General features: G+C 44.6%; 7 protein-coding genes and 1 other RNA gene. 1 reads left to right on the forward strand and 7 read right to left on the reverse strand.

Features of this window, described 5'->3' with window-relative positions; genetic code table 11:
- The 5 genes from QUA50_RS00460 to QUA50_RS00480 all read right to left on the reverse strand — a co-directional run.
- On the reverse strand, positions 1-1272 hold a 1272-nt coding region (locus QUA50_RS00460; protein ID WP_333298440.1), incomplete at its 3' end, for a calcium-binding protein.
- Positions 1260-1496, reverse strand: a complete 237-nt coding sequence (locus QUA50_RS00465) for a hypothetical protein (RefSeq protein WP_333258861.1) — start codon at positions 1494-1496, stop codon at positions 1260-1262. The genes QUA50_RS00460 and QUA50_RS00465, both read right to left, overlap by 13 nt.
- A gap of 237 nt (positions 1497-1733) precedes the next feature.
- A complete protein-coding gene (locus tag QUA50_RS00470; RefSeq protein WP_333258859.1) occupies positions 1734-7568 on the reverse strand; it encodes an AAA family ATPase in 5835 nt (1944 codons plus the stop codon).
- Between the two features lie 69 nt (positions 7569-7637).
- Positions 7638-13085 (reverse strand): AAA family ATPase, encoded by a 5448-nt coding sequence (locus QUA50_RS00475; RefSeq protein WP_333258857.1) that lies wholly within the window; start codon positions 13083-13085, stop codon positions 7638-7640.
- 164 nt (positions 13086-13249) lie between these two features.
- Positions 13250-14236, reverse strand: a complete 987-nt coding sequence (locus QUA50_RS00480; protein WP_333258855.1) for an AEC family transporter — start codon at positions 14234-14236, stop codon at positions 13250-13252.
- Between the two features lie 254 nt (positions 14237-14490).
- Between QUA50_RS00480 and QUA50_RS00485 the strand changes: the two genes are divergently transcribed.
- Complete coding sequence (locus QUA50_RS00485) at positions 14491-17022, forward strand: VWA domain-containing protein (protein ID WP_333259026.1); 2532 nt, start codon at positions 14491-14493, stop codon at positions 17020-17022.
- Positions 17023-17658: 636 nt separating this feature from the next.
- On the opposite strand, the gene ssrS is transcribed toward QUA50_RS00485, so the two are convergent.
- Together ssrS and QUA50_RS00495 are read right to left on the reverse strand one after the other, a co-directional pair.
- A non-coding RNA gene (gene ssrS / locus QUA50_RS00490) (6S RNA) lies at positions 17659-17846 on the reverse strand.
- A gap of 50 nt (positions 17847-17896) precedes the next feature.
- Positions 17897-19069, reverse strand: coding sequence for a 5-(carboxyamino)imidazole ribonucleotide synthase (locus QUA50_RS00495; RefSeq protein WP_333259024.1), 1173 nt, complete (start codon positions 19067-19069; stop codon positions 17897-17899).
- Between the last annotated feature and the right edge of the window lie 335 nt (positions 19070-19404).

The raw sequence follows: 19404 nt of genomic DNA on the forward strand, positions 1-19404 counted from the left end.
CGGTGCTTCCGTGGGAGTTGGAGTCGGAGTTGGAAGTGATTCTGTAGTTGAAGTTTGAGGTTGAGTTGGATCTGTAATTGTGCTTGTAACTGTAGTTGTAGTAGTAGTGGTAATGGTGGTTGGCCTGGGAGTACCCGTCCCAGTCACAGCGATAAAATCATTCGCCTCGATGAGCGCCGCTGGAGTGTCGATCAAAATTGCTAAAAGCTTGCCGTCAAGCGTCGTAATTACTGTATCCCTGACATTTGCACCGTTGCCTTGGGTAACTAGCAGTTGAGCGAAAGATAAATTGCTCGGCAGTCCAAAGAAATCCTCTGTGTCATTGTAATCAGTAATTAAAGCCAGACTGCCAGGCCCGGCTCCCAATCCAAAAACATCGCTGCCGCTGCCGCCAGTCAGAGTATCCGAACCCTCGCCTCCGATTAAAGAATCATTACCCTCTGCCCCAAATAAATTGTCATTGCCGAAACCGCCCAAAATTGTATCGTCGCCGATACCTCCAGCCAAGGAGTCATCGCCAAAACCGCCGTCGATACCATCATTACCTTTGCCACCAAACAAAAAGTCATTGCCTTCATCTCCCACTACCGAGTCGTCGGCTTCATCGCCGCGAAGGGTATCGGAACCGGTGCCGCCAAAAACTGTATCGTCAGCCTTGCCGCCGAATATCTGGTCATTACCAGCATCTCCGAAGAGCGAATCGTTGTCGGCATTGCCGTACAAAGTGTCGTCGCCGTCGCCGCCGGTCAAATAATCGTTGCCCTCAGCGCCCAACATTTGATCTCTACCACTGCCGCCGTTGAGAGAATCGTTCCCCGCATTCCCGTAGAGAAAGTCGTCATCAGCATTGCCGAACACGGAATCGTCGCCGTCATTCCCTGTGAGGGTGTCGTTACCAGTACCGCCGGCAATTACATCAAAGCCTCCGTTGCCAAAAACTAAGTCGTCCCCGGCGTCTCCCAACACGCTGTCTATCCCGTCGTTGCCTTCGAGGATGTCGTTGCCCAAACCGCCGCGAATCGAGTCGTCGCCGTTTCCGCCGGAAGCAAAATCGCGACCTTGGTTGCCAATGAGTTCGTCATTTCCTTCAGCGCCAATCAGCGAATCTGCTCCGTCACCTCCCAGAAGCTGGTCGTTGCCGGCGTCGCCCTCTAGGGTGTCATCTCCTCCCGCACCCAGGAGCGTGTCATCGCCATCTAAGGCGCGAATTCGATCGCCCAGCGGAGTTCCTAGAATAAAGTCGTTGCTGTCTGTGCCGATCAGGTTTGCCATACGGGATACACCGCTCCTAAATCAAATAAATTGTTTGAAATTATGTTAATCGCCTTCGTGACAAGGGATTGCTGCTTGCCTACGTTAGCATAGTTGAGATTGTGGGGATCGGGCGAAGGGGCGCGGGAAGTTTTGTCTCTGTTCGGAGTTGCGATCGGGGCTGGTATAATGCCCGATCGCCAATCTAATTTAGGAATGAGAATTAAATAAAATCCACTTTTCATGTTTGTTGTGGGATGGGCGTCCCGCCCGTCCTTTCTGGGCGGGCGTCCCGCCCGTCCCACAAGAAAAAAGGGAAATTATTTAATTGACGATCCTTAGTTATTCGGGATTTTTTCAAAGATAAATTAGTCGATCGGACTCAAGGAAGTCAAACTCGACAAACGAAATCAGCAAGAATGAAAAATGAATAACCTTTTTCATTAGTCAACAGTCATTAGTCAACAGTCAAAAGTCAACACTCAACAGTTAACAGGTAACACTATCTCAAATTCACTTCCTCCCCCCAAGGTAGAATTCACATTAATTGTTCCGCCGTGGGTTTCGACTACAATCTGGCGGGCGATCGCTAATCCCAATCCGGTTCCTTTTCCCACTCCTTTGGTCGTAAATGAGTGGTCAAATATCTTTTTATTGACTGATTCATTCATGCCGCACCCATTATCGGTAATTGCAATTTTTACCCACCCATTTTCCATCGATGTTTCAATGACAATTCGATTGGGATGAGCCTTAATTTCTGCGATATCTCGCCCGGTATTCGCTTCCTCCAAAGCATCTATCGCATTGGCTATTATATTCATAAACACTTGATTTAATTGTCCAGGAAAACACTTAATTGCAGGTAATTTGCCATAGTTGGTAATCACTTCAATAGCGGGACGTTGGTGATTAGCTTTCAGGCGATGTTTGAGAATTAAAAGGGTGCTATCAATGCCTTCGTGAATGTTAAAAACAACTTTATAATCTCTATCTGTACGAGAAAAAATACGTAAACTGGTACTGATATTTTTGAGCCGATCGCAGGCCGTAGACATGGAATTCATTATTTTAGGTAAGTCTTCTAGGGTATATTCCAAATCAATTTCTTCGGCATGGTTGATAATTTGTTCGCTCTGGTTGGCGAAAGTTTCTTGATAGAGTTGCAAGTGTTCGATCAACTCGGCAATCGTAGGCTTAGTTTCTTGGAGACTGGCAGCGATAAAACCAAGGGGATTATTCATTTCATGGGCTACACCAGCTACTAAATTACCTAAAGCAGACATTTTTTCACTTTGGATTATTTGTAATTGAGCGTTTTGTAATTTGTGTAATGCTCTTTCTAATTCCACTGATTTTTGCTGGAAGGCAAGTTCTGCTCGTTTGCGATCGCTAATATCTATCATCACGCCATCCCAAACGATCGAGCCGTCGGCTTGCTGTTCCGGTCGTGATGCAGCCTGCACCCATTTCACAGTGCCAGAGGTCGTAATAATGCGCCATTCCTGCTCAAAAGGCATGAGAGTCTCGGCAGAATGGATGAACGCCTGAGTCAGATCTCGGCGATCGTCTGGATGCTCCAGCATCCGAAAATCTGTGATGCCTGCCAAGAAATCTTGGGGTGGCACTTCATATAGAGCGGCGCAGCCTGGACTAACGTAGGGAATTGAAACAGAACCATCGGGAGCGAGGCAAAGCTGATAAATTATGCCAGGAAGATTATCCGCCAGCTTTTGAAAGCGGGCTTTGCTAGCACTCAGTTCTACTAACATTTGTTGGGCTTGCTCGTAAAGTCGGGCATTTTCCAGCGAAATAGCGGCTTGAGCGCAAAGGAGATTCAGGAGTTCGACGCGATCGCTCGTAAATGCCCCTATTGCTAAACTATTTTCCAGATATAAAATGCCCATCAACTTGCCTTGATGCAAAATCGGACTACACAAGATACTCTTCGGCTGCTGGCGCATGATATACGGATCGTTGGCTAAAGTAGGATCTGCTGTCGCATTCACCAGCACAACAGCCTGATTGTTGTGCTTAACTTTGTAAATGAGCTTTAGGGGAATTTCGTGACTCTCCTCAACAGGAATCCTCTGCAACACAACTGGGTTTCTTCCCTGGGTAATTGAGCCTTTAACTAGCAAGCTATCGTCTCGTAGCAATGTTAATACGCATTTATCTGCCCCGGCATTTTCGATCGCCAGAGAAAGCAACGATGAAAGCAGTTTTTCGAGTTCGATTTCGCTGGAGATAGTTTGGGAAGCTTTAAGAATCGCTTTTAAATCTAGGCTATGTGAGATATGGCTGCTAGAAGTGGCAGAAGTGGAAGTGACAGTCCCCACGGCAAAGATAGTTTCATGAGTGGAAAGGGTCGAACGAGTTTGCTGTAATACTCGAGCGAGTAATTGGGGATAGCGTTTTTCTAAATCAGCGACTTTGGCTTTTGCACCCCAGCGAGCATAGCCGTAGTAAGCTTCAATCATGTACTCCCCAGCAATGCGCTGTTTACCCCAATCTAGGTAAAACTTTGCTGCCAGTTCGTTGCCAAGGGCTTCATCCTGGATATAATCGTTGGCTTTAGCAAGAGAAATTGCCTGGTCATATAGCTCAATTGCTTCGGTTTTTTGTCCTAATACTCGCCATTTTTCCGCTTCTACTAAATCAAATTTATGCTGATAGTTCATTGGGGCATAGTGCGCCCAGTGCTGTAAAAGAGTTTGGTTTTCTGCTACTCGCTCTAATGCGGTTGATACTTCGCCCGATCGTTGAGTCAATTGTGCTAGAGCAATCAAAGAATCATAGAAATAAAATGCAGGTTCGCCAACTGTACTTGCACCTCCCATGAAATAGTTTCTGCACTCAAGCGCAAGGTTGTTTGCTGCCTCAACTTCCCCAAACAAAAAGCCAAGGGTCAACTTATATGAGTAAAACATATATAAGCCATGCCAATCATTTGCAGACCGCAGCAGAGGCAGAAATTCTGTCTCTTGGAGTGCAGAGCTAGAAAAAATAGTGGGATCCTCTGCCAAACCCAGTAAATTTAAAATTGCTTGCCAATATATCAGACAGGCATTGACCGATCCTAACTGCTTCAATTGCACTAAAGCATGATAGTAATTGCGTGTATTTTGCTCCAACTCAGGAAGGGGTTGACCGCAGTAAAAAGCATTTCGACAGAAAGTTTGAGCGCAATATCCAGCATATTCCAGGTTGCCAATCTCTAGCCCCAGCGTGTAGCCCTCCTTCAAGAGGGGTAAAGTTTCTGCAATGTGATAGTTTCGGTGGATAATATAACCACCTAGCAGCAAAAATACTTCAGGTTTTGGCGCTTTATCATGGAATTTTAAAGCGAGATGCAATGCCAACTGGCCAAACTGTGCAGCTAAATCTATATCTTTCTCGATGTTACAGAGAACCAGGCTGTAGCAAGCATAGTTAGTAGCAGAAACAGAGATGTTTCCGTGTCGCAGAGATAATTTGACGACCAAGGTCGTTAATAATGGATACAAAAGAGAGCCACAGCTGTAAGCGGTTGCCATGATACTGCTGGCGATCTGGGTAATGGCTATTTTTTTGGCATCGGTCATGACAGGGAGATCGGCAAAATCTTCAATTTTTTGGTCGCCAATGTATTCGCTAATTTCTTGGATTGATTGCTGAATATCTGCCATTGTGGGTGATTCGGTAATCGTTATCCCCAATTGTTGTAAGAGAGCGATGCCGATGCCCAATACTTGAGTAAATTGCATTTGGGAAACCTTGGCTTGAATCCTAATGCGGTAAACATTGACCTTTTCTTGTAAGTCATGAGCCTGTTCGATGACAATATTAATGAACTGTTCCATCGCCTCAAAATCACCGCCCAGCATTGCCACTTCTGCCGCTAATTCATGGAAGGCGATAGTCATTTCATACTGCTGTTGCCAAGCTTGCTCTGGCAACAAAGATAATCCCACGGCGGCATATTCACGCGCTGCTTGATAAGCGGTGGAATTCTTGGCTTTGCGACAGGCTATTAAATTGAGTTGGGCTAATTCTTCTCGTTCCGTTGGTTGGGTAATTAAAGCAGTTCCGTGATTTAATTGATTGACGATTTCAAAAATCCGGTCTTCTCTTGCTTGTGCGGAAATCTGTTGCAGCAGCAGTTGTCCGATTTGGTAATGAGTTGTCTGTTTTTGGTCGTCGGGAATTAGGGAATAGGCGGCTTGCTGGACGCGATCGTGTAAAAATTTGTATGTAACAATCAGTTGATTTTCAGATGTAGGTGCTTGATTTTCTTGCCCGACATAAAACTTATAAACATCACCAATTGGTAAAACCAACCCTTCTTGCAAAGCTTTCCACAAAGCCGCAGCCGTCTCAATTTCCGATTGCTGCGAAACAATCGCCAAAGTTGCTAAATCAAAAGAGTTACCAATACAAGCAGCTAACTGCAAGACATCTTGAGTCGATCGCGGTAATTTTTGCAGTTGTAAACTCATAAAAATTACAACGTCATCTGTAACTGCTTGAGCCGTCACTTTTGATAGATTGCATTGCCAACGCCCTAACTCAAAGTCAAATTGAATTAATCCATCTTGATGCAATGCTTTGAGAAACTGGGTGGCAAAAAACGGATTTCCTTTGGTTTTTTGATAAATCAATACAGAAAGAGGCCATGCTACATCTTCCGAACATTTGAGCGTGTCACCCACTAACCTATTTACTTGCTCTTGACTCAGTGGTGCTAAAGTAATGGTATTAATCTTTGCTTGTGATTTAGCAATTTCATTCAAAGTCAACATTAAGGGATGTCCTGGATTGACTTCGTTATCACGGTACGCACCAATAATGAAAAGATGACTTGTATCAGCCATTAATAGCTGCATTAACTTGAGCGATGCGGAATCTGCCCATTGCAAGTCATCTAAAAATATGACTAATGGATGTGATGCACTGGTGAAGACTTGCGTAAATTTTTGGAATAATAAATTAAATCTATTTTGTGCCGCAGTCCCTGATAGCTCTATCGCTGGTGGTTGTTCACCAATAATTCTTGAAAGTTCGGGAATAACTTCAATAATTACTTGACCATTTTCGCCAACAGCCTCTAATATTTTATTTTTCCATTGCTCTATTTTGCAATCACTTTCCGTTAATAATTGCTCCATCAAATCCCGGAAGGCTTGCACGAAAGCACTGAAGGGAATATTGCGTTGAAATTGGTCATATTTGCCTTTAATAAAATAGCCGCGTTGTCTGACAATGGGTTTATGCACTTCGTTGACAACTGCTGTTTTTCCAATGCCGGAAAAACCAGCTACTAGCATCATTTCTGTTGCACCTTTACTGACTCTATCAAATGCTTGTAGCAGGGTTTCTACTTCAGCTTCTCGTCCATAGATTTTGTCGGGTATGAGAAAGCGATCGCACAGATCCCTTTGCGCTATTTGAAAGCTCTCAATTTTCTGAGTTTCTTGAAGTTGATGTAAACATTTTTCGAGATCGTATTTCAAGCCTAACGCACTCTGATACCGGTCTTCCGCATTTTTTGCCATCAATTTGCTGACAATCTCTGAAAGTACAGATGGAATTTGTGGATTAATTTCGTGGACTAATGGTGTGGCTTGGGCGATATGGCAATGCACTAATTCCATCGGGTCATTGGATTGAAATGGCAATTCTCCTGTCAGTAATTCGTAGAAGGTGACACCAAGTGAATAAAAATCAGTCCGGTAGTCAATTCCTCGGTTCATTCTTCCGGTTTGTTCGGGAGAAATGTAAGCTAGTGTTCCTTCTAATACATTGGTATTGATGAGAGTTTGCGTTTCTTTGGGTAGTAAAGATGCAATGCTAAAGTCGATTAATTTGACTTGTTTAGTTGAGGGATTAATCAGAATATTCGTGGGTTTGATGTCTTTGTGAATGATGCGTTCGCGGTATAAAATATCGAAGGCATTACAGAGGGCGATCGCGATCTCTAAAAAATCGCTCAAATATAGGGCGTTTTCTCCTTTCAATGCCCATTCATTCAAGGAAATGCCCCCAAAGTCTTCCATCAATAACGCATAGCCATTTTGATATTGTTCTAGGCTATAAGTTTCAATAATCCCAGAGTGACAAAGGTTTTTAGCAAGGGTATATTGATTGCGAAATTGTACCAGTTCGCTGAAGGTGGGATATTCGTTTTTCAGTAGTTTGATGACGACACGTAATCGGTCATTAGTACGGATAGCCCGATAAACTAAGGTACGACTTCCTGAATAAACTGTTTCAATAATTTGATATTTTTGAATTTGAAAGCTTGTACGATCGTTACTGTTTTGGTTGGTGTTTTTCATTGCTGTTATGGGTTGAGAGTAAAGGGGTTAGTGGTTGTTAAATAAGCCCATATCGGGAAAGTAACTGTTTTAGTCGTTTTTTTGTGGTAATAGGATAATAAATTCGGTGCCTTGGCATGAGGTAGAATTAACGTGAATTGCACCGCCATGTTTTTCAACGACGATTTGCCGCGCGATCGCCAATCCTAACCCTGTGCCTTTTCCTACTGCCTTCGTGGTGAATAAATGGTCAAAAATCCGCTGTTTCACGGCTTCAGTCATGCCCGCACCGTTATCGGCAATCTGAATTTTGATGTGCCGATCGCCCGACAGACTGGTACGAACTGTGATACAGTAGGGATTTGCTTTAAGCTCCTCCAAACTGCGTCCTTGGCTTGATTCTTCTAGAGCATCGATCGCGTTAGCAAGCAGGTTCATAAAGACTTGGTTCAGTTGACCGGGAAAGCATTCGATTTGGGGGAGATTGCCGTAGTCTGTGACGACTTCGATCGCGGGATGGTGTTCGTTGGCTTTCAGCCGGTGTTTCAAAATTAAGATGGTGCTGTCAATGCCCTCGTGGATATTAAAGGGAACTTTGTAGTCTTTATCGGCTCTGGAGAAGGTGCGGAGGCTGGTGCTAATGCCGCGAATGCGATCGCACCCCACTTTCATCGACAACATCATCTTTGGCAAATCTTCTAAGGCATACTCTAAATCAATATCTTCAGCATCTTGTTCGATTTCATCGCCGGGATTTGGCAGTTTTTCTTGATACAATTTTAAGTGACCAATCACATCTTTTATCGTGGTGGTTGCTTCCTCGATATTCCCGTTAATAAAGCCGACAGGATTATTAATTTCGTGGGCAACTCCCGCTACTAAATTGCCCAAGGCGGACATTTTTTCGCTTTGCACGATCTGTAACTGTGCTTGCTGCAGATCGAGGAGCGATCCCTCTAATTCTTGTGCATAAGCTTGAGATTGCTGGTACAATCGAGCATTTTCTATAGAGATAGCCGCTTGGGCGCACAAAAGTTGGATGACTTCAGTGCGATCGTGTGTAAATGCACCAATTGTCAAGTTATTTTCTAGATATAGCAACCCGATTAATTTACCCTGATTTAACATCGGCGCGCACAGCACACTTTTGGGCTTTTCCTGCATCAAATACGGATCGGCAATAAAATCGTTTTGTACTGCTGCATTATCCAAAACCACAGTTTTCCAAGTCCGCTTAACATAGTTGACCACAGCAGACGGGAACTCCTCGCTGCCTGACAGCGGTACAGATATTGAGATGACATCTCGATGGAAGGATGCCACAGCTTCGATCGCGAGATTCCCATCCTTAAGCAACAGCAGAACTGCTTTTTTTGCCCCGGCATTTTCCATCACCACACACATCAATGCAGCCAGCAATTTTTCTAATTGAATTTCACTCGATAGAGTTTGGGAGGCTTTGAGAATAGTCGCAAAATCGAGGGCTTCGTAAATATTTTTGCTGCTAGATAGAGTTGTTGGGAAGGTTTGATGTAAAACTGACGATTGATTGATTGTGTGGAGGCGAGTTTCGCTGATTCCAAAACGATTTTCTCTTGCGTGCAATATGGGAGCAAGAAGTTGGGGATAGCGTTTTTCTAAGTCATCGATTTTGGCTTTCGCACCCCAGCGAGCATAACAGTAGTAGGCTTCTTGCATATAAGCTTGCGCCACTTTTTCTTTGCCCCAGTCGAGGTAGAATTTAGCTGCTAGTTCGTTAGCGAGGGCTTGTTCTTGGATGTATTCGTTTTCTTTCGCTCCAGAAATAGCGCGATCGTACATTTCAATAGCTTCTGCCCTCTGTCTGGCAATTCGGTATTTCTCTGCTTCTACCAACTGCCACTTATGCAAATAATTCATGGGGGCGTGTTCTGCCCAATACTGCAACTTCCTTTGATTTTCCTGAACTCGTTGCGACTGCGTTTCTAACTCCGTCTCGGACTCAGGAGTGGCAAGGGCTATGAGTGAGTCATAGAAATATAAAACAGCTTCGGAAGTAATTCCTGCGCTTCCGGCTATATACTCTCTTGCTCGATCGACATCTGCCGAGGCCCGAACAATGTTTTCCAGCAGGAATCTCAACGTCGCCCTGTACAGATAGAAGCTGCAGAGTCGGTACAAATCGTTAGTGGCAAGCGACTGAGAAACCAGCTTCTCCTCATAGCGTTCTTCTTCAAAGGAAATCTCAAACTTGTTTGGATTACCCAATAAAAACAGCGTTGTTTCCCAATAAATCGAACAATAATTTGCCGTCGCTAGTTGGTTGAGGTCGAGTAATTGCTGACGGTATGCCCGAATTTGGAGTTCGAGTTCTGTCAAAGGTTGACCGCACCAGTAGGAATGCAGACAAAATCCATGCCCATTAAACCCGACAAACTCTAAATTTCCTGTTTCTAATGCGGCTTGATAGCCTGCCTGAAAAATGGGGAGGGTTTCCCGCAAATGCGATTTGCGATGGTACAAACAGAGTCCGATTGCAGCAAAAGTTGCAGGGCGAATATTTTTTGCCTCCGCCCTACTGCCAAGACGATAAGCTAATCGGCAAAATTGATCGGCTACCGTCACATCTTGTAGAAAGTTATTGAGAAACATACCATAGCAGCTATAGCTATAAGCTGAAGTGCAACTGTTGCCATATTGGATAGATAAATTTACCTGTAAGGCAGTCACCAGCGCAAACAAAGACGAACCGACCAGATAACAAGCTGTCGCAATACTTGCCGCCACTTGCATCGCTGCCAGTTTTTGGGTATCCACCATCGCTGGCAGATCGAATAACTCTTCAATCGGTCGATCGGCGATCGAGCTATTAATTTCCTGCACTGCTTGCTGAATATCTTCTGATGTAGGGCTATCGGGCAATTCTACTCCTAATTCTTTGAGACTCAACAAACCGATAGCAATTCCTTCTAAAAACTTGTTCTGGGACGATAATGCCTGAATTTTGACGATGTAAACGTTCACTCGCTCTAGGGGAGTTCTGGTATGATGGATCGCAGCGTCAATCCACCGATCCATCTGGTCAAAATCGCCAGAGATCGAAGCCACTTCTGCTGCTATGTCGTGCAAGTTCAAGGTCATCTCGTACTGTCGTTGCCAAGCGCTCTCGGAGAGCAAATTTAGCCCGATCTCCGCATACTCGCGAGCAGCTTGATAAGCAGTAGCGGCTCTGGCTTTGCGGCAAGCCGTGAGGTTGAGTTGTGCCAAATCGGATCGTTCTGTTTGGTTTTCAATCAGCGCAATACCGTAATTCAACTGATTGACGACTGAAAAAATTTGCTCTTCTATAGCTGCTGGTGAAATTTGCTGGAGCAGCAATTGTCCGATCTGATAGTGAGCGCGCGATCGCTCTTGTTCTGGAATTAAAGAATAGGCAGCTTGCTGAACGCGATCGTGCAAAAACTTGTAATTCACCACCTCCGAATTTTCGGTTTCCTCTGGTTTTTCTCGCCCCATATAAAACTTGTAGATTTCACTTTCAGGCAGGATTAACCCCTCTTGCAAAGCCTTCCACAAATCCGCCGCCGTTTCCGTTTCCCATTGCTCGGAAACAACTGCCAAGGTCGCCAAATCAAACTGATTCCCCACACAAGCAGCCAACTTCAAAAAATTCTGAGTCGCTGGCGGCAATTTTTGCAACTGCAACGCCATAAACTCGACCACATCATCCGTCAGCGCTGCCTCCCGAACTCGCACAATATCGCACTGCCAACAACCAGCAACCCGGTCAAACTCAATCAGCCCATCCTGATGCAGTGCTTTGAGAAACTGTGTTGCAAAAAATGGATTTCCCTGGGTTTTTTGTGCCATCAAATCAGTCAACGGTCTTGCCCAATATGGATCGCAATTGAGCGTATCAGCAACCAAATGATTTAGACTTTCTGAACTCAACGGTTCCAGCGTAATAGTATTCACCGTCGCCCCAGCTTTTGCCATTGCATCCAGTGTCAGCATCAACGGATGTGCTGCAAACACTTCATTATCTCGGTAGGCACCAATTACTAATAAATAGCCACTTGCTGACTCGGAAACCAGCAGTTGCATTAACCGCAGCGAGGCCGAATCAGCCCACTGCAAGTCATCCAAAAACATCACCAGTGGATGTTCTGGTTTGGTGAACACGTGAATAAAATTTTGAAACAGCAAATCAAACCGATTTTGGGCCGCAGTTCCTGATAATTCGAGTGCGGGCGGTTGCGGCCCAATAATTTTTTCTAGTTCGGGAATTACTTCAATAATGACTTGTCCGTTATCGCCGAGTGCTTGCAAGATTTGAGTTTGCCAATTTTTCAACTGCTGGTCACTTGCGCTCAACAATTGTCCCATTAAATCTCGAAATGCTTGGACAAAAGCTGAGAAAGGAATGTTGCGGTTAAATTGGTCGAATTTGCCTTTGATGAAATAGCCGCGCTGGCGGGCCATTGGTTTGTGAACTTCGTTAACAATTGCAGTTTTGCCAATCCCAGAAAAACCCGCGACTAACATTAACTCGCAGCCTCCACCCTGTTCTGATGGCTGCTGGGAAAAACCTGATACTCGATCGAATGCGGCCAGTAATTCGGCTACTTCGGTTTCGCGACCGTAGAGTTTTTCGGGTATGAGGAAGCGATCGCCCACATCCCTCTGCGCGATCGTAAAACTCTCTATCCTACCGTTTTCTTCAAGTTGCTGCAAACAAAATTCTAAATCGAATTTCAGTCCCAACGCACTCTGATAGCGGTCTTCGGCATTCTTTGCCATTAATTTGCTGACAATCTCCGAGAGTACCGGCGGGATTTGGGGATTGATTTCATGCAGTGATGGCGGTTGCTTGGCAATATGACAGTGTACCAATTCCATCGCATCGCTGGATTGAAAAGGCAATTGTCCCGCCAGCAATCCGTAAAAAGTCACGCCCAAAGAGTAAAAGTCTGTCCGGTAGTCAATCCCCCGATTCATCCTTCCCGTTTGTTCGGGAGACAAATAGCCGAGGGTTCCTTCCAAGACGTTAGGATTCATCAAGGTTTGAGTTTCTCTTGGCAGCAAAGATGCAATACTAAAGTCAATGAGTTTGACTTGTTTTGTATGCGGATTAATTAAAATATTCGCTGGTTTAATGTCTTTGTGAATTATCCGGTGGCGGTAAAGTATATCTAATGTATTGCTCAGGTCGATCGCCATTTGCAAAAACTCGCTCAGAGTCGGCGCGGTTTCCCCTTGTTGCATCCATTCATTGAGAGAAATTCCCCCAAAGTCTTCCATTACCAGCGCATAGCTGTTTTGGTAGGGTTCCAAACTGTAGGTTTCGATGATTCCGGGCAAGTTGAGGTTTTTGGCGATCGTGTACTGATTGCGAAATTGCACCAGTTCGCTGAAGCTGGGATACTGGTTCCGCAGAACTTTGATGGCGACGGGCTGTTTGTCGCCAGTGCGGAAAGCTCGATAAACTAGGGTGCGAGTTCCTGAGTAAAGGCGATCGAGAATTTGATAACTTGTCAAGGAAAAATTTATAGTTGCCATACTTTTATTCTTCCCGTCATCCACGGGTTATTTCCACATTAACAGAAGGCAATACAGTTTTCTCGTCCAGTAATTGTTAAATTAATATGAAATAAAGCACTCAATATTTGTGATAGAGATCACTGAAATAAAGCACTTTTGAAAGTCAGTCACTCCTAGATTTATTAAAAATTAAATAGCTTCATCCATATTGGAATAGTGAATAATAAACTCACGCAGCCGATGCCGATCGCAGTTACGGCTAATTCGCGATCGAGATTGAAAGCTTCTGCCAGCAATGTAGTACCAAAAGCAGGAGGCATTGCCATTTGCAGCACTAGCACAAGTCGCGGCGCGCCCGCGATGCCAAAAAACGTTAATCCCGTGCCAATTACCAAGGGAATTAACAGCATTTTAATCGCAAGACTTGCCAAAACTTGTTTGAGGTTGTGCAAGGAATTCAACTTGCTCAACTGCATCCCGATCGTAATTAAAGCTAAAGTAATTACAGTCCAAGCGCCTGTTGTTAACAATTCTGCGATTTGTGCAGACAGCGGCAAGCTGCGCGAGACAAATCCTACACCAAAAGCCCACATTGCCGGATTCAGAAAAATTGCCCGCAGGGGACTTAACCAACTCTGAGGACGATCGCTTTTACCGCAGACAGAAGCAATAGCAACTCCCAGTATATTCATTCCCGCGGTAGTGCCTAGCAAGTCGTAAAACAACGCCCAGGCAAAGTGTTCGGGACCTAATAAGGACAAGGTGACGGGAATGCCTAAAAAACCCGTATTACCCACCATCGCTGCCAATAAAAAGCTGCCTCTAGCGGGCAAATTCCGAGCGCTGGTGTGTTCCGGGCTATTTTGGGCGATCGGATTGAGAGTCTTTAAACGTTCGTCGCCGACACCGAAATTTATCAAAATCCAAGCGAGTCCTCCACCTGCTAAAATTGCAGCCCAAGCTGTCAGCGGCGCAATCAAAATAGCGCCAGACAAATTGGCGCTGCGGATAAAAGCAACAATGCTCAACGGCGTGCCAAAGAAGAAAAGAAACTTGGCTAAATATGTAGAATAGCTTCTCGGTAGCAGGCGGCCGAGAATGAATCCCAACGCCACCCATCCGATCAGATTTAGATAAAGTTTGAGCAGCGGATTTTCTAAATAAACCATGATTGACTAAATATTTTAGGACTGGCGCCGATAGTCAGAAACCGGGTTTTTTTACGATAATATTTCGTTGTTACCCGCAGATTCGGTAAAAAACCCGGTTTCTGTGGCCTTGATGCACATCCACTACTTTTGGCAACCTTTGCTAAATATTAATGCTTATTCAGCTTCGCAGATAATTTTCCACACAGGCCTTGACATCCAGAGAAGCGCGTGTAATGATTGAGTTGAGGAAAAAATCAACATAGGTGAAAACTATGGCACGGCAAGCAAAACAATCATCTCAAGCCAAAAGTTCCAGCAGCCAAGCAGCCTCCAATATTCGCACCAAGTTTACCCTCTACAATTTTGCCGGAAACGCAAAGGCATTCTATCTAGTCGATCGCATTAATTTAGAAAGAAAGCCCGGCGATATCCCAGAAAAATCCGTCGCTCACAGCATCATCATCATCGACCGTTCCGGCTCAATGTATTATGACTTAGAACCGCTGAAAGAAACCCTAATCAAGCTTTTGACCTTAGACGAGTACAACAATTACCAGCTAATTGTCAGCCTGATTTCCTATGCTGACAAGGGAGACGTAATTTGTCACTTCCAGCGAATTCCCATTCAAGAAGTGCTGAAGTTTGACTCTCCATACATCAAAGAAATTCTAAAAATCCACACGGCTGGCTGTACCTGCATATCGCAGTCGATGCAACTCGCTAAATCTCTGGTTAAAGCGGGAGAAATGACAGCGATCAATTTGCACACAGACGGCTATGCAAATGACCCCAGTGCCAATTCCGAAGCGGCAAAATTAGGGGAAATTTGCGAAGAACTCAAAGACATGGATGTGTTTGCCAACACGATATCCTATGCCTCTGCTGACTTCAAACTTCTCTCCAAAATCGCCAACACATTATCGGGGAATTGCATCCGCGCTGGCGAAGTCAAAATGGTTTATGATGCTCTTTACGACAGCACAAAACTGTTAGGCAGTTCCGTTGCACCGCCGCTGGAAGAACCGTTAATCAAGGAATACGATTATCAAGTTTTTATTTCCAAAAGCGGCAAAAAAATCAACGGTTCATCGAGCACGCTGAAAATCTGCGGGCTGAAAGCAGACGATCGCGGACTGTTTTACAAATATCAGAAAGTCGCCAAAGATGAGTATGACAAATTAGATGTTCCCGTGGCTCAAACTGATGAGTCGGTGTTGGCTTTTGCGAAAGCTAACCTCGCTGACGGCAATTTAAATACGGCTAAGTATGCGCTGGCGAGCACCTTCGACGCTACTTTGACGGAAAAACACGCGAAAGCTTTGACAAATGCCCAAATAGCCGAGTTTGCGGAAGATTTGGAACAGGCTGTTTTTGCGCCTGATGTGTTGAAAAATCATGAAATTGGCGATCGCGTAAAAGTCAGCGATAAAATTTCCCTGCTGCAGTTGATCGAGATATTGGAGGAAAACAGCAACAGCATCATCATCAACTTGAAACACTTGCAAGAAAATTATCAGCGAAAAGGTTTGAAGCGAATTGAAGGAAAGCGAGACGAAAACGGCAATCTTGTCAAGCCTTGGCTGAAAACTGAATTCTTAGATGGTGGCGAATACGTGCAAATGGGTTCATTTGCCATCAATCAAAATACCGCTACCATCAATATGCTGATTACCCGAAAAGCTAAGCTGGTAAAAGTTGAGGATGAAACTTTAATCGCCCAAGTGGCGGGAATTTTAGTGACAGACCTCAATACTTTCAACAATTATACCATTGTCAGCGACGGCGAAGTTAATATTAAGTCGCTGCGAACCAAAATCAGCAGCAAACCAGTGTTTGATTTGCTCAAAAAATGCGGTGTCCTGGAAAAAGACGGTTCGCCAGTGCAAGAATTTGACTTCCGTTCAGAGTACGATATTAAGTTAGAGACTTTGCCGCTGGTGCCTTTTGACGGGCGTTACGGCAGCCTTGACGGAGTGTTTGAGGAACTCGCAGAAATCAAAATTCTCTCCAGCATTCTCTCGGCTCATTTGAAGGAGGAATCCGAGGCTTACACTGCGGAACAATTGGAAGAATTGAAACAGCATTATCTGTCAAAAAGCCTTTACATCAACTTTCCGACGACGACGGAATACACAGATTTAAAAAGTGCGATCGCCAACGGTTCAGTAGATTCGCGAGTCAGCTACAAAATCGACATCGGCAGCAAAAACATCCTCAACTTCGGCAAATTGCACTCTGCCAACAAATTTCTCGATCGCCTTTATGAAGTTTACCGCAAAAACACGGGCGAAAAGCTAGCAAAACCGACATTTGACATCACCTTAGATGAGCCTGTTGTCTTCGCCCACAAAACGCTGTCATCCCGAACAAAAATCACCAAAGTTGACGACTTGATGAAACTGATTTTCGATGAGTTTTTGGGGTTGGAGGATAACGGAATTGTTAGCGCTACTTTAGCCAAAGTGGGTGCAGATAGTTTGCTGCGCCTTTTGCAAGCGAAATGGCAGGGACAAGATGTCAAGCGAGACGAATTTGTCGCTGCTTTAGCTAATGCGAACGAGCGACTGGAAGCTTATGCTGAAAAAGTGTACGGGGAAAAAGTTTCACCGCTGGTTTTCTATATCGGTTCTACCGGACTTATCCCGGATGAAATGGAGGCAAAAGCGGCGACTGCTGAGGAAATTAATTCTAAATACGGCAACTTGCAATTTTCTAAGGATGAGCAAGAGGGGATGTTTTTTGAAGTGGGAGACTGCATTATTAGCGTGTATGCTAAGAATGAGTATTTCACGGTAGGGAAGTAGGAATTAGGGTGGGCTTTTGCCCACCTTGGTTAAATATTTTTATGGGAAGGGCGATCGATTCCACGCCGGAGAGTTTGCTGAGAGTTGACCAAGAATTTCAAAGGTGGTACCCGCCACGTAATTTATCCGTGGAATCAATCCAAAATCTAAAATCTAAAATCCTCAAGCCCCCGAATTTATCCGTGGGTTCAATCCAAAATCCAAAATCTAAAATCTAAAATAGAATTACTGCTTTACTGCATCAGTTTGTGGAAATTATTAATAGGGCGATCGCAAGATGATTGGGAACATCTCAATTTTGCAAATAGACTGCTAAGCTGTCGCGCATTTAAATTGTATATTCAGGGCGGGCCCGACGCCCATCCCACAAGAACCATCACGCATTGTAAGTTATTTAATTCTCATTCCATATCCGTTATTTTTCGATAAAATATATTGCCAATCGACTTTTTACATCAATTGAATAGCTGGAGTATTTATTGCAGATACTCTTAAATGAAGCACAATTAATAATTAAATGGAGTCGCAAAATCTAAAACAAGGGTAATGCTTGTATAGTTTAAATATGCAACAGCTTATCTCAAAAAAAAATAGGCTAGCTATATTTCACAGCGCCTATCTCTATCCAAATTTTAATGGTTCCCCGCAACGCCGTCTTACCTCAGCTTTTGACCTGGTATTTTACCAGGTGGGTACCGTTGGCTCGGACTTAAAGTTTCTGGGTACAAGCCCAGTTTACTGCTGTCCAAACATCTTGATTCCCGAGAGTTAAGAGTTATAGATCAAAAAAACATTATTGGCAGTCACCAACGTCGCAGTAGAACCTTTATTTAATATATACCAACTAACCAGATTTTGGCAAGCTTCGAGCAATTTAACTTGGATACCAGATGGATTCTACGGTTTGAGCGATCGCCAGTGCTTGCGATCGCCCCTGAGCCACCAAGTCCGCGTCTGTCACAACTGTAACGTGACCGAGTTTGCGACCGGGACGCGATTCTTTCTTACCATACCAATGGACAAAAGCACCGCTAATTTGTGCCAGTTGTTTTCTTTTTGCTAAATAATCGGACTGGGCCGACTCGTAGCCTAGCAAATTTACCATGACAGCGCCTGCACATTTTAAATCGGAATTCCCTAAAGGCAGTTGACAAACTGCGCGCAAATGCTGTTCAAATTGTGAAGTTTCGCAAGCATCGATCGTAAAATGTCCCGAATTGTGGGTGCGGGGTGCAATTTCATTGACTAACAGCTTATTGTCGGCGGTTAAAAATAATTCAATGCCGAATACGCCGACAGCTTCTAAGCTGTTGAGGAGAGTGCGGGCGATCGCACCAGCTTCATTTTTCACCTCTAAACTAATATCAGCGGGCGCAATCACCAGATGACAAACCTGATTTTGCTGCTGAGTTTCCACGATCGGATAAATCGCAATTTCCCCATTTGCCGATCGAGCCGCAATCACAGCCAACTCGCGATCGAACGGCACAAACTCTTCCACTAGCAAAGACTGACCTTGGAGTTTAGCACGAATTGACTCAAAACTCCCCCGATCCTTAACAATAAAAGTACCTTGGCCGTCATAACCGTGGCGGCGAACTTTGACAACAAAGGGAAAGTCGAGGTGCAAATCCGCGCTGCAATCCCATTCCCAAAACCTCGGAGTTGGCAAACCCAAACCTTGTAAATAACAGCGCTGAACGTACTTATCCAACAAAGGAGAAAGCGACGACAAACTCGGCTGAAATAACACACCTTGCTCTTCTAGCGACCGCAAACCATCCAAATCCACAAACTCATTTTCAAAAGTAATAACATCGCAGTCATCCGCCAATTGAGCCGTAGCCAAAACATCATCAACAGCCGCCAAAACAGCACCAGCAGCAACAGAAACTGCCGGGTCAGTAGCATGGGGAGTTTGTACTACCAATTCAATACCGATCCCCCTAGCAGCCTCCCCCATCATCCAAGCTAGCTGGCCGCCGCCGACAACACCCACCCGCTTAAAATTGGCAGACGAACTCGCAGCGGTTTGATTTGATTTCATGTGAGTAAAATTCCGCAGAGTCAACCTGCCTATCTTATCGCTATTTGCCCCCGGATGAATTACAGTAATTGCAGAGTTAAAAGCCAAAAAATAGTTTTAATTGCATGATTAAATCGAGGCAGAACCCAGCAAAATTGGGCTGCTAAAGTCTTTAATTATTGCACGATCCCAGCGATGGAGAAACAGCGGTCGAAGCCCACTCCTCCAGAAAAGTGCCACATCTAGCAATTCACGATTCGCCAAGCATGGCATAATTGACAGCACTGCAAAAAGCAGATAGACAGACGCCAACACTGAAAATCAGACATTCAGGGAACACAATTTATAGGTGAGGA

The sequence above is a fragment of the Microcoleus sp. M2_D5 genome (genome assembly GCF_036701935.1).
GTDB lineage: Bacteria > Cyanobacteriota > Cyanobacteriia > Cyanobacteriales > Microcoleaceae > Microcoleus.